Here is a 13169-nt window from a genome sequence, read left to right as displayed (position 1 = left end):
ACTTTGGTGTAATAAAGCTACGACACAGATCTACACCAAAAAAGATGTTAAAAATGCCACCAACATCTATATTATCAGATCATAACTTAATTTGCAAGTTTTCTAGGCTAATTGGAGTCATTTATATAAATTATACTTTCTAATATAACTTTCTATCTTTTCGGGCAACTGATATTTAATAGGACGACCCTCTTTGATTCTTTTTCTAATATTTGTTGAGGAAATAGCCAAACCTGGTATCTTTAGAATATGTATCCTATTACGATAATCATCATAGAATTCTTTTTCTAACTTTGCTAAAGAATAACCAGGACGACTAGCTGCAATAAAATCTGCTTCCCTTAAAAGCTTCTCTGGATTCTTCCAAGTAAATATCTCTAAAATTGCATCAGAGCCTGTAATAAAATAAATCTTTGTCTGAGGATATAATTCTTTAAAAGCCCTAATAGTATCTATTGTATAAGACAAACCTTCCCGAGCAATTTCAATTCTAGATACATTGAATTTAGGATTTCCAATAGTAGCTAATAATGACATAACATATCTCTTTTGAGCAACAGTAATTTTCTGATCAGTCTTATGAGGTGGATTTCCTGAAGGAACAAAAATTACTTCATCTAAATTATATTGAGCTGCTGCACATTCAGCAGTCAATAAATGTCCATAATGAATTGGATCAAAAGTCCCCCCCATAATGCCAATAGCTCGTCTAGTTTCAATCATTAATAAATTCAACTCCTACTTTTATTTTATAACCTAATTATTATCTTATAATATGAAACCTCTTCTCTCAAGTAAAATTAACTAATTTAATTCTAAAATTAATATTTTTTCATTAATTTGGTTAAAATTTAGTTAAGGGAGGTAATCACAATGGGCAAAAAAGAATTATCTTTAATTGAACAAGAACAGAAATTACTAGAATTAGAAAGCCTTTACTATCAACAACCCAACACAGAATTAGTTCCTACTGAATTATACCACTTTATTAAAGAAGAGCAACCAAAACTGATTACTGAAGCTTTAAATAAAATCAAACAAGAAGGGCTTAAAGTAGCCCGACCCCGCAATACAACTAAATTTATTGATCAAAAAGTACAACGTCCTGTAGGAATTTATTTTTGGAGCCAACCTATCCTTGAAGAAGTCTATATTACAGTTGATATCAATCGCTTAAACCCCACTAAGTTATATGCTTTCCCTCATTTAATTGCTGATACTATCTTAGAAATCAAGAAAAAATATATAGTTAACCACCAATTTTGGGCCAAACTAAAAGAGATTGCCTATACAATTCCTTTTGCAGAGTACCAAGGTCAATTTAGAGCAGAATTCATTTATACGGCTGATATCCCAGCAAAATTGTTGACGATTGATCAGACTTAATTACGTAAATCTTCTTGAATTAAAATATTATCGATCGTTAACTGACTTCCTTGCTTACCCAAAAGAGCAAGGTGCTTACTATTTTCTAAACTAACTGCAACCTCTGCTACTAAATCTCGATTGAGATAAACTAGTAATTTCTCAGAATCAGCTACTACTTCAACTTCCTTAACCTCTTCATAATCTAATAAATCACCCTGATATAAAATTTCATAATCCCTTACTAAATAAAGCTTTTCAGCTTCCAGATCAAAAAATAAAGTATAACCACTCTGCCCACCCATTAATAAGCCAAATCCAATTTGGTTATTATCCTCAATTTCCAATTGAATAGTAAAGTCCTTAAATTGATAAGGTGTTAACTTAACAAAGCTATCCTCCCTAAATTCCAATTGATATTTTTGATCCTTTCTTCTAGCAAGCAGTTGACTATTTTCACCTACTGAGAAGTAATTGGGATACTTTCCACTAAAATCTTCAGCAATCACTAAACTTTCCGCTCCAGCATCAGAACTTTCTGAGCCTAAGATATACTCCACAGCAGAACTAATATTTTCCCGCCAGTTGGCCCATTGATGACCATCAGCAAGAATTTGAACTTGATAATCAAGATCTTGCTCCTTTAAAGCCTGAACAAACTCTAAACCTAACGCTTGATTCTTAAGAAGATCAAACTCTCCCCAGTCCAAATATACCCTTAAATTTTCTGCTAATTGCTGATCTAAAGTTGCAAAGATCTCTGGTGCATAATACCCAGATTGACTGATCAAGTTCTTAATTATTCCTCTATCTACAGCTAACAGAGCAGCTGGCGTAGCTCCTTGGGCATAAGCGACAACAGTTCTAGCTGTTGGCTGGGCTATTGTCCGATAATTCTGATCGACATAAGGTATAACTTCTTCAGTGATTAAGTTCAAAAAATCATTTTGTCCCTCTCCTAAATAATCAAGGTGCTGATTAGAGGAGTCAATAAATACAGCAATAATCTGATCAATTTTATTTTGAGCAATCAAGTTATTTAAAGTATGTTCAACTTGGGCTAATTCTAAATAATGAGCTCCATCTATAAAATAAAGCACAGGATATTCTTCCTGTTCTTCGTAGTTCGGTGGTAAATAAATAGATAGTTCTCTACTTTCAGCAAAAAAATCACTTAGGATTTCCTGTTCTATTACCTCTCCTGCTTCAACATTCCCCTTATCCTGCCAATAATCAGTAGACTGATAGTCAGGCATCCTCACTTGACTGTTTAAACCAAATTGTGAACTAGATACCTGCTCTTGCTGTAAGGGATCAACTTTAGCTTGCTCATCAACTATAAATTGATAATCAAATCTAGCTTTAACAGGTGCCTTAATTTGATGATAAAACAGAGAGGTATCAGCTACTTGTTGCATCTTTTCTTCTTCCCAGGCAGTTAAATCACTTACAAAATAAACCTGTTCCTCACTAGCTCCTTGATAAATAAAGATTACTCTATCTTCCTTGATTAAAGGAAAATCTACCTCAGCTAATAATTCTCTAATTAACTCTTCTTCCTCTTCTTTACTTCCAACCGTCTTGAGCTCAGCTTTAAATTCTTCAAACTCAGTTATTAAATCAACAGCTTCCTCATAACTTTGTTCTGTCTTTAAGTCAGCTTCTTCTGCTCTACATCCCATTAATATTAACAACAAAACTAATACCCCAATATATCTTCTCAATTTCATCGCCTCCTAGATGACTAAATCCAGAAATCATTATCGACTCTAAATAACTAATTCTGCAAATTAATCCACTCTCCTTTAAAATAAATTAGATCATAGGAAAATCCCATGATCTATTACTGTGGCACTTTCGTGCCACAGTATATAGTTGACAGTTTACGGTGTACAGTTTACAGTTAAGATCAAAATCTTGAAAGCTTAAAAGCTATGAAAAGACTTAAAATTAAAAGCTTAGATTGGTTTTGATCTTAATTCCTTATTTGGTTTTAACTGTACATTGTCAACTGTAAACTGTACACTGATATTTAGTGGCATTTTGCCACTAAATATCAAAACCTCTTTATCTAATTTGAGTCAATGCTTTCGCAGCTTCTGTAATTCTATCAGCGGTCCCTACCAAAAACACTTGATTTAATTCATCAATCACCGTATAGCCATGTGGGATAATCAATCTATCTTCTTCTACATCAAATACTCCAGCAATTAAACAGCGATCAGGAAAATCATCCCCCTGAACAATTTCAGAAATACTCTCCCCTGCATGCTTGGCCCTTTCTGGTATTGTTAAGATAGAAATCTCTGCTTTTCCCCCACTCAAAGAGACCAACTTTCTTACATCTGGCTGCTCAATATCAAGCACAAACTCTTCAACCATTAAATCAATTATTCCTGCAATCGTTGTGGCTCCAGCTAATTTATAAGCACTTTCATATTCTGGTTCTCGCATTCTAACCATGATCTGTTCTACATCGAAATTTTTAGCCAGTAAACAAAAGGCTAAATTATCAGCATCACTTCTCATTACACTGATAGCTACATCACATTTTTCAATTCCTGCTTCTTTTAAGACATTTATATTAGTTGCATTACCCAGAATGCTGACTGCACCATACTCTGAATAGATCCGCTCACAAACCCCTTGATCCAGATCAATTACTACTACATCATGCTTCTCCACTAATTGTTTAGCTAGATTACGTCCAACTACGCCACCACCAGCAATAATTACATACATAACTATCTCCTCCATGCCTGTTTATTAAATAAAATAAATAGTGGTAAGATCTCTAATCTTCCTGCCAACATAGCAATAATATATGTAACTTTTATTATATCAGATAACTCCTGCATCTGCTTAACACTGAAATAAAAAGGACCAATATTTCCTAACGCCGAAAAAATACCTGAAAATGCATTCCAAGCAGGTAAATCAGAAAAGAAAGCCGTTATTCCGCCTCCAATAAATAATAAAAGCAACCAACCAAAAAAGAGAGCAACAACTCTAAAGACCTCTTTATCAGCAATTATACTATCATCTACTACTACAGGCAAGACAGCTCCTTGTGGATAGTAAACCTTCCTGATCTCACGTTTGAATAACTTATTTAAAATCACTATTCTAATTAATTTAAAACCACCGGATGTAGAACCAACACACGCCCCAGTCAACATCAAAATCAAGAATATCTGTCTAGCTACTGCCGGAAAGAAAGTAGATCCAATATCCTGGGTACCAAAGCCAGTCGTCGTTAAAAGAGCAATTACTTGAAAAAGAGTCTTTCTAATTGCTTCCTCTAAGCTAGTCCAAGAAAAGGGAAAATAAGAGTAATGATTAACCAAAATCAGAGAAACTGCTCCAGCAATAATCCCCCAAAAATACTTCATCTCTATGCCATCCCATAATTCCTTTAAATTACCTGTCAAAACCTTATAGTGAACTAAGAAGTTAATCCCACCTAAAGTCATAAAGAAGATGATTACATATTCAATGATCTTATAATTTTGATAACCTGCCTCCTTAAAATAACCAATACTGCTATCGTATGGAGAAAATCCTCCTGTAGATACTGTAGTTAAACTATGGGCTATAGCATCAAATAAAGAGACTCCTAATAAATAAAGAATAATCATTTCTACAATCGTAAACCCACCATAAATCAACCATAAAATTCTAATTGTTTTTAAGATGTTAGGAGTAGGACGTGATTGATTAATCTTATGACTCTCTGCTGTAAATAACTTAAATAAACCTCCTTGTCCTTTAAATGTAACGAATAAGAAGAAGGTCAAGATCCCTAAGCCACCCAACCATTGGATCAAACTCCGCCAAAATAAAATAGACCTTGGTAAATTTTCTAACCCACTAAAAACAGTAATTCCTGTCGTAGTAAAACCACTTACCGCCTCAAAGAAAGTATCTAAAAAAGAATAATCTAACGCTAAATAAAAAGGAAGTGCTCCTAGCAAAGAAACTACAATCCAAGCCAATCCACAGACTATCATTCCTGTCGTCAATGATACTCTTTGCTTACTAGTGGTAAATTTACCAAAAAAACCTATGATAAAAGAGAGCAGAGCTGGGATAATAAATACACTAGCTAATTGCTCCTGGTAAATAATACTGACCACAATTGGTATTAAAAGCACACAACCTAATACTAATAATAAGGAACCCAACAGATTAATTACAATTTTAAGTTTATCGATTGTTGCTTGCACGACTTCTTCTTCCTCCCCTTGTATCAGTGTACAGTTGATAATTAAAACCATCAAATTCAAAACCCATTCAATCCTAAGTAATATTTCGCAGTAATATCTAGATTTTTTCATTCAGCTTCTTAACAAAAGGTTGACTTAGCCTCAACCTTTAACATGAACAACATTGATATAAAGTGGCACTTTGCCACTTTATATCAGTGTACAGTTTACAGTGGACAGTGTACAATTAAGAACATTAAAACATTCAAATCAAAACCATTCTAAACCTTTAAGTATCAAGCTTTTTAGGGTTCTTAGGCTCTTAAACTTTTAAGGTTTTGATCTTAACTGTAAACTGTAAACCGTACACTGTCAACTCAATAATGTGGCACAAAAGTGCCACATTATTGTAATATAGAAATAAAGTGGCCTCTACGGCCACCAATTAAAAACTTAACTTTTTGATTTAATAAAGAACTCAACAGACCGATCATAGGTCTTTTCTGCCTCTTTTGAAAATAAACACCCTGGTATTTCATTCTTTTCCCTATGATACTTCACACAAACACAACAATTTCCTTTTCGAGGACAAGGTTCATAGGTACAACTACACTCTTTCTTGTTATCCTCTAATTCACTACATCCAGCCATTATAACCCCTCCTTTAAGAGATAGAAGTCTATTTAAAATTTCAAGACAAAATTTAATTCTCCTCCTTTTGATTAGCAGCTAGGATATCCTCTATCTCCTCTTTGCTAAATTGATAGCTTTGATTACAAAAATGGCACTTAATCTCCACTTGCCCATCCTCTTCTATAATCTCTCTTAAATCCTGTTCACTCAAACTACTTACTAACCTCTTCATCCTCTCTTGACCACAGATACATTTAAATTCAATCTCTCGTTCTGTCAAAATCTTAAACTCAAATCCTGTTAATAATTTCTCCAGTAACTCCTCTGGACTCAAACCCTGCTCGATTAACCTACTGACTGAATCAACCTGGGCCAAATTCTCCTCTAATTGATCAATCGTCTCTTCAGCAGCTTCAGGCATTAGCTGAATGATGAATCCACCTGCAGCTTTAACTGAACAGTCAGGGTTAACCAAAACACCTAACCCTACTGCTGATGGTGTCTGCTCTGATTTGGTAAAGTAATAAGTCAGATCATCACCAATCTCTCCTGAAACCAACGACACACTACCCTGATAAGGATCTTTTAAACCTAGATCCTTCTTAATAGTTAAACTACCTTGTCCAATCGCCTTAGCTACATCTAATTTACCTGATTCATTTTCCAAAAATTCAATCTGAGGGTTAGCTACATAACCTCTCACCTTTCCATACTGATTAGCATGAACAACTATCTTCCGTAATGACCCATCACCACTAAGCGTTAAACTGATCTCTTTACCAGATTTAAGCATTGAACCCATCAATGCACCAGCAGTCAATGTTCTACCTAAAGCTGCAGTAGCTACTGGTGTTGTTTGATGAGCTTGTTGAGCCTGCTTAACTAGCTCTGTACTTCTAGCTACTAAAACTCTAATCTCTTTATTAGTTGTCATTGCTCTGATTAAATAATCTTTTTCCATCTCTATCACCTCATAAGTTAAATATTAAATTTAGGTTGGGATTAAGTTAATAAAATTATTAGTACTGCTAAGACCCAGCAATAATAAGCAAAGATACTTAGCCGTTCTTGATTGATCAACTTAATTAATAATCTAATAGCAAAATAACCAGAAACTGCAGAAGTAGCAGTCCCTAATGTTAATTCTAACAGACCGATCTCTCCAAGTCCAATCCTTACTAAATCAACCGCCTTAATCAAACTGGCCCCTGCAATCACAGGAATCGATAGTAAGAATGAATAACGAGCTGCTAATTTCCGATCTAACCCCTTAAATAATCCAGTTACAATCGTCGCTCCAGAGCGGGAAATCCCAGGTAGAATAGCTACAGCCTGAGCAAATCCTACTAGCAGTGAATCACTTAGCTTCATCTCATCTAAGTTACGTCGCTTAAGTTCAATTCGATCAGATAACCATAACAACAACCCAGTAATCAATAACATAAAGCCCACAAATGTAACTGAAGAAAAGAGCTGTTCAAAATAATCTTCAAATAAAACTCCAATAACCCCTGCCGGTATTGTCCCTAACAAAAGATAAAAGGTCAACTTACGATACTTAGGCTTCAATTTAACTATTTCTATAATATCAGACCAAAAGACGATTACAACCGAAATTAATGTTCCAAAATGTAGAAAGACATTCAAAGTCAATCTCTCTTGCACTCCAAATAAATGTTGAAACAAGACCAAATGTCCTGAACTACTGACAGGGATAAACTCGGTCAATCCCTGCACAATCCCTAAAATTATAATTCTAACTAATTCCATCTAATCTCTCCCATACTTCTCATATGCTCAAAATCCTCGTAATTGGCACCCTTGTTAGTAGTATTCCTAAAACAATCTAACCTAAAATAACCATTCTTTCTAGTTGATACATGAGCAAAATATTGCCTTTTTTCTTACCTCGCTTTTAAAGTTAAGTTATCATTTTCCTAAAAATTATAGCCTACTATCTCAAAAAAATTTTCTTCTACGATTATCTATACTCATCTCTCGATTCAAATATTATACTTCTATCCTAGATAAAATTTTTCCTGCAACTTAATTGATATAAAGTGGCACTTTGCCACTTTATATCAGTGTACAATTTACAGTTGATATGGTTTCTATGTTTTTCACGAAAGGTCTTGACAAAGACCTTTAGGGACGGTTGACAGTGGATAGAAAAAATCTAAGAGCGGATTTTTTCATCACGAAGGGTTTAAAGAACCCGAAGGAAAACCATTAAAAACTTAAATCAAAATCACTCTAAACCTGCGAACATAAGGCATTTCAGAGGTCTTAATTTTTTAAGGTTTTGATCTTAACTGTAAACTGTTCACTGTACACTGTCAACTCAATTATGTGTCACAAAGTGACACATAATTGTAATACTTCCCCAATAAAAAAAGAGGGCCAACGCCCCCTTAACTTAGTTACTAGTCACTAATCTAATCTCTAATTTGCCCCTCTCCAAAGATAACAAACTTAGTTGTAGTCAATTGATTGACTCCCATTGGCCCGCGAGCATGAAGTTTTTGAGTACTGATCCCTATCTCAGCTCCTAAACCAAACTGCCCTCCATCTGTAAAGCGAGTTGAAGCGTTGACATAAACAGCAGCTGAATCAACCATATCTAAAAATTGATGTGCCTTAGTATAATTTTCTGTAATAATCGCTTCTGAATGATTAGTACTATATTTATCAATATGAGTAACTGCTTCTTCAAAATCAGTCACAACTTTGATCGCCAAGGTATAATCTAAAAACTCAGTTGCCCAATCTTCCTCAGTAGCTGGCTCAACATCTGCTACAAGATCTTGTACTTGCTGACATCCTTTAACCAGTGTATCTCGCTCTCTCAACTCTTCAACAATAGTTGGTAAAAAATCCTCAGCTACCTCTTGATGAACTAGCAAAGTTTCCATAGAATTACAGACACCTGTTCGCTGTGTTTTGGCATTAATTACAATCTGCTCTGCCATTTCTAAATCAGCTGCAACATCAATATATGTATGGCAATTACCTACCCCTGTCTCAATTACCGGTACAGTCGAATTATTGACAACTGCTTGAATTAGCCCTGCTCCACCACGTGGAATCAAGACATCAAGATAATCATTTAATTTAAACATCACCTGAACTGCTTCCCGATCAGTTGTTTCAACTAATTGAATTGAGCCTTCTGGCAACCCTGCCTGACAAGCTGCATTAGAAATAATCTCAACTAAAGCTTGATTAGAGTTGATTGCATTTGAACCTCCACGTAACAAGACTGTATTGCCTGCCTTCAAACATAAACCAGCTGCATCAACAGTCACGTTAGGTCGTGCCTCATAAATAATCCCAATTACACCTAATGGTACCTTAATCTTGCCAACCTTTAAGCCATTTGGTCGTTGTTTTATTTCTATCATTTCACCAATTGGATCATCAAATTGAGCAACCTCTCGTAATCCCTGTGCCATACTTGCAATTCTTTCCTCGGTCAACAACAACCGATCCAATAAAGAATCTGATAATCCATTTTCCCTTCCTCTTTGCATATCCTTTTTATTGGCAGCCAAAATCATATCTTGCTTATTCTCTAACGCATCAGCCATCTGTAATAATGCTTGGTTTTTATAAGCTGAACCTAAATTGGCCAACTCTTTTGCTGCTTTTTTAGCTTGCTTAGCCTTTTGAGTGACATTCTCTTTAATATTCATTTTATAATCCCCCTCCTTAAGTTCAGTTAATATTTAACATTTAATATTTAATAGTTTAAGAACAAAAGTTTAAGTTCAAAAATTATAATTCACTTAAATCAATTTATAATATAATGTTTTGATTTTTTAATTATTCAATATTCAATATTCATTATTCAATATTCAATATTCAATGTTTTTATAAGCGGACTAAATTATTACGATGGATTATCTCATCATAATCTTGATAACCCAACTTCTCTTTTATCTCACTAGAGTGTAAACCCTTTATCTTTTCAACCTCATTTTGAGAATAATTAACCAATCCACGGGCCAACCGATTCCCAGCCTCATCTATTAAATCAACTACATCTCCAGCCTTAAATCTACCTGTGACTCTAACTACCCCACAAGGTAATAAGCTACTTCCTTGCTTACTGATAGCCTTTACTGCTCCAGAATCGACAATAATATCTCCTTGTATATCTAAGTTAAAAGCAATCCACTTTTCTCGACTGCCCAAACCCTGTTGAGGTAAGAATAGAGTACCTTTTTCTTGTCCAGTGCTAATTTGAGATAAAATTTGATCCTCACTACCATTAGCTATCACCAGAGAAATGCCAGCTTTAGTTGCAATCTTAGCAGCTCTAATCTTAGTTACCATACCTCCCGTTCCCCGTTCAGTACCGGCTGTTCCTGCTAAATCCTCAATCTGTTTTGAAATCTTTTCAACCTTACTGATCATTTCAGCTTCAGGATTAGAACGGGGATCGGAAGTATATAAACCATCAATATCAGATAAAACAATCAACAAATCTGCATCAATCAAGCCGCTTACCAGTGCTGATAAAGTGTCATTGTCTCCAAACTTAATCTCATCAACAGCTGTTGTATCATTTTCGTTAACAATTGGAATCACATCATACTCTAGTAATTGATTTAACGTATTACGTGAATTCAAATACCTCTTTCTATCAGTCAGGTCTTTTTGGGTCAGTAAGACTTGAGCCACTCGCTGATCATATTCACTGAACAACTTTTGATAATTCTTCATTAATACCCCTTGACCAACAGCTGCTAAAGCCTGCTTTTGCGGAATTGTCTCGGGGGAATAATCAAGATTTAATCCTCCCATTCCAGCAGCAATTGCCCCTGAACTAACCAATATAACCTCTTTTCCTTGATGCTTGAGATCAACAACTTCTCTAATTAACTTTTCAATTCGACTCAAATTTAATTTAGAATTCTGATAAGTTAACGTACTACTACCTATCTTAACTACAATTCGACCGCTATCTGCAACCTCTTTTCTCATTTCTATCACCTAACCTTCAGTTAAGGTAAATCATAACTATTTTGTTCTTCATTCTTACGATATAAAACAAATACATTACCTATAATCTGTACAACATCAGCATTAGTTTGCTCAGCTAATTCATAAGCTGCTTCCTGTGAATTATACATAGAATTATTTAAGGTTCTTAACTTAATTAATTCCCTTGCTTCTAAAGCATCTTCAACCTGTTTAATTAAATTTTCAAAAATACCATCTTTGCCTATTTGGAATAGTGGATTCATTTCATTTGCTTCTCCTCGTAAATAACTTCGCTCTTTTCCTGTTAACATCTTTTCAACTCCTTATACTAAATTTTAATTATAACTTCTTTAATAAATTTCAGTAATAAAAACATCTTCATAAATTAGTTCGTCGCTGATCTAATATTATTGAGATTATTCCTCACGATATTCAAACTGTAAACCAGCTATATCAACAGTCATTCCTTCTTTTATTCCTGCTTCCTGTAAAGCATCCTCTATGCCCATCTTTTCAAAGGTCTTAATTAAATATCTTAACCCTTCCTCTGTACTTAAATCGGCCATTGCTACTTTACGTTCAACTTCATCACCAGTTACTTTAAAGATGTTATCAACTTTTTCCACCTCAAAATCTTGCTCGTTTTCACCTGGCTGAGGGCCACGAATAACAACTTCCTCTTCAGGTTCCTCAACTGCAAAGAAGTCAGGTGCTTCTTTAACTAATTTATTTATTTTAGTAATTAATTCATCAATCCCTGCTCCAGTAACTGCTGAAATTGAAAGAACTTGATAGCCATTTTCTTCTAATTTAGGTTTAATTTTGGTTAAATTCTCTTCTGCTTGAGGTAAATCCATCTTATTAGCTACTACTAACTGCTCTCTATCCAACAAATCAGGATTAAATTCCCTTAATTCATGATTTATCTTTTCAAAATCTTCTAACGGATCTCGCCCTTCTATCCCAGAAATATCTAAAACGTGAACTATTACTTTTGTTCGCTCAATATGTCGCAAAAAATCATCCCCTAAGCCAACACCTTGGTGAGCTCCCTCAATCAACCCGGGAATATCGGCCATCACAAAGGAGTCATAATCCCCAACTTTAACTACCCCTAAATTAGGCTTTAGCGTAGTAAAATGATAGGCTCCAATCTCTGGTTTAGCTGCCGACACTCTTGAAATCAAAGTAGACTTACCTACACTAGGATAACCTACCAAGCCCACATCTGCCAATAACTTAAGCTCTAGCTTTAACTCTTTACTCTCGCCTGGCTCTCCATTTTCAGAAAACCTAGGAGCTTGTTTAGTAGATGATTTAAATCTTGTATTTCCTCGTCCACCACGTCCACCATGAGCAACAACAACCTTTTGTCCATCATCTATTAAATCAGCAACTATTTCTCCAGTTTCAACATCAGTCACTGTAGTCCCAGGAGGCACAAAAATTACTAAGTCATCTCCATCTTTACCATGTTGCTTCTTACTTCCTCCTCGTTGACCACCTTCAGCTTCATATCTATTTCGTTCTCTAAAATCTAATAAAGTATTAAGTCCTTCATCTACCTTAAAGATAACATCTCCACCATGACCACCATCTCCACCATCTGGTCCTCCAGCTGCTACAAATTTTTCTCGACGGAAACTGGTCATTCCGTCTCCACCATCGCCACCTTTAACTTTAATTATAACTTCATCAACGAACATTATTACCAACCCCTATAAGTATCAAATCATAAAATAAACTTTTTATTCTTCTAATCACTAGTTACCAATTACTAATCATCAGTCATTATCATATTTTCCCCTAAATAAAGCAGTTTTATTAAATATTATAACATAAATTAAGCTAAAGATCATTACTTACTCACTAGCAATCCAGTTAACCCTCATCTTATTTAAAGCTGTTGTGTTATGTTAATAATAGGAAATTGTTAACTTGTACTTCACCTTGTTTTTTGGTATAATTTATTTTGACGAG

12 protein-coding genes are annotated in these 13169 nt (G+C 34.8%); 1 reads left to right on the top strand and 11 read right to left on the bottom strand.

Annotated elements, in window-relative coordinates; translation table 11 throughout:
• Window positions 1–117: 117 nt before the first annotated feature.
• Window positions 118–720 carry a nicotinate-nucleotide adenylyltransferase gene (gene nadD, locus MWH25_RS04205; protein WP_428832793.1) on the bottom strand — a complete coding sequence of 201 codons (603 nt, stop codon included), beginning with the start codon at window positions 718–720 and terminating at the stop codon, window positions 118–120.
• Between the two features lie 153 nt (window positions 721–873).
• Between nadD and MWH25_RS04200 the strand changes: the two genes are divergently transcribed.
• Window positions 874–1386, top strand: coding sequence for a hypothetical protein (locus tag MWH25_RS04200; protein WP_248626193.1), 513 nt, complete (start codon window positions 874–876; stop codon window positions 1384–1386).
• Here MWH25_RS04200 and MWH25_RS04195 read toward each other — a convergent pair.
• The 10 genes from MWH25_RS04195 to obgE form a co-directional block, all read right to left on the bottom strand.
• Window positions 1383–3089 carry an alpha/beta hydrolase gene (locus tag MWH25_RS04195; protein WP_248626191.1) on the bottom strand — a complete coding sequence of 569 codons (1707 nt, stop codon included), beginning with the start codon at window positions 3087–3089 and terminating at the stop codon, window positions 1383–1385. The two genes, MWH25_RS04200 and MWH25_RS04195, sit on opposite strands and share 4 nt — an antisense overlap.
• Before the next feature lie 343 nt (window positions 3090–3432).
• Window positions 3433–4107: a potassium channel family protein gene (locus MWH25_RS04190; RefSeq protein ID WP_248626189.1), complete on the bottom strand. Its 675-nt coding sequence runs from the start codon at window positions 4105–4107 to the stop codon at window positions 3433–3435.
• Between the two features lie 2 nt (window positions 4108–4109).
• Window positions 4110–5702 carry a TrkH family potassium uptake protein gene (locus MWH25_RS04185; RefSeq protein WP_248626187.1) on the bottom strand — a complete coding sequence of 531 codons (1593 nt, stop codon included), beginning with the start codon at window positions 5700–5702 and terminating at the stop codon, window positions 4110–4112.
• Window positions 5703–6023: 321 nt separating this feature from the next.
• On the bottom strand, window positions 6024–6221 hold the full coding sequence (locus tag MWH25_RS04180) for a DUF6485 family protein (RefSeq protein WP_248626185.1): 198 nt from the start codon (window positions 6219–6221) through the stop codon (window positions 6024–6026).
• 52 nt (window positions 6222–6273) lie between these two features.
• Complete coding sequence (hslO, locus tag MWH25_RS04175) at window positions 6274–7164, bottom strand: Hsp33 family molecular chaperone HslO (protein ID WP_248626183.1); 891 nt, start codon at window positions 7162–7164, stop codon at window positions 6274–6276.
• Window positions 7165–7205: 41 nt separating this feature from the next.
• Window positions 7206–7973, bottom strand: a complete 768-nt coding sequence (locus MWH25_RS04170; RefSeq protein ID WP_248626181.1) for an undecaprenyl-diphosphate phosphatase — start codon at window positions 7971–7973, stop codon at window positions 7206–7208.
• 665 nt (window positions 7974–8638) lie between these two features.
• On the bottom strand, window positions 8639–9895 hold the full coding sequence (locus MWH25_RS04165; protein ID WP_248626179.1) for a glutamate-5-semialdehyde dehydrogenase: 1257 nt from the start codon (window positions 9893–9895) through the stop codon (window positions 8639–8641).
• Window positions 9896–10073: 178 nt separating this feature from the next.
• Window positions 10074–11189, bottom strand: coding sequence for a glutamate 5-kinase (gene proB / locus MWH25_RS04160; protein WP_248626177.1), 1116 nt, complete (start codon window positions 11187–11189; stop codon window positions 10074–10076).
• 20 nt (window positions 11190–11209) lie between these two features.
• Entirely contained in the window at window positions 11210–11500 is a 291-nt protein-coding gene (gene yhbY / locus MWH25_RS04155) for a ribosome assembly RNA-binding protein YhbY (RefSeq protein ID WP_248626175.1), read from the bottom strand.
• A 105-nt stretch (window positions 11501–11605) separates the two neighbouring features.
• Complete coding sequence (gene obgE, locus MWH25_RS04150) at window positions 11606–12895, bottom strand: GTPase ObgE (RefSeq protein WP_248626173.1); 1290 nt, start codon at window positions 12893–12895, stop codon at window positions 11606–11608.
• Window positions 12896–13169: the final 274 nt, after the last annotated feature.

This window comes from Natroniella acetigena (assembly GCF_023227745.1).
In the GTDB taxonomy this organism is placed as follows: Bacteria; Bacillota; Halanaerobiia; order Halobacteroidales; family Halobacteroidaceae; genus Natroniella; species Natroniella acetigena.
The sequence above is the reverse complement of the archived record's forward strand: the minus strand, read 5'-3'. Positions and strand labels throughout refer to the sequence as shown.

Excerpts from the sequence above, each read along its gene's own strand:
- MWH25_RS04200 (WP_248626193.1), top strand. The coding sequence starts at position 874 with ATGGGCAAAAAAGAATTATCTTTAATTGAACAAGAACAGAAATTACTA.
- MWH25_RS04190 (WP_248626189.1), bottom strand. The coding sequence starts at position 4,107 with ATGTATGTAATTATTGCTGGTGGTGGCGTAGTTGGACGTAATCTAGCT.
- MWH25_RS04185 (WP_248626187.1), bottom strand. The coding sequence starts at position 5,702 with ATGAAAAAATCTAGATATTACTGCGAAATATTACTTAGGATTGAATGG.
- MWH25_RS04180 (WP_248626185.1), bottom strand. The coding sequence starts at position 6,221 with ATGGCTGGATGTAGTGAATTAGAGGATAACAAGAAAGAGTGTAGTTGT.
- hslO (WP_248626183.1), bottom strand. The coding sequence starts at position 7,164 with ATGGAAAAAGATTATTTAATCAGAGCAATGACAACTAATAAAGAGATT.
- MWH25_RS04170 (WP_248626181.1), bottom strand. The coding sequence starts at position 7,973 with ATGGAATTAGTTAGAATTATAATTTTAGGGATTGTGCAGGGATTGACC.
- MWH25_RS04165 (WP_248626179.1), bottom strand. The coding sequence starts at position 9,895 with ATGAATATTAAAGAGAATGTCACTCAAAAGGCTAAGCAAGCTAAAAAA.
- proB (WP_248626177.1), bottom strand. The coding sequence starts at position 11,189 with ATGAGAAAAGAGGTTGCAGATAGCGGTCGAATTGTAGTTAAGATAGGT.
- yhbY (WP_248626175.1), bottom strand. The coding sequence starts at position 11,500 with ATGTTAACAGGAAAAGAGCGAAGTTATTTACGAGGAGAAGCAAATGAA.
- obgE (WP_248626173.1), bottom strand. The coding sequence starts at position 12,895 with ATGTTCGTTGATGAAGTTATAATTAAAGTTAAAGGTGGCGATGGTGGA.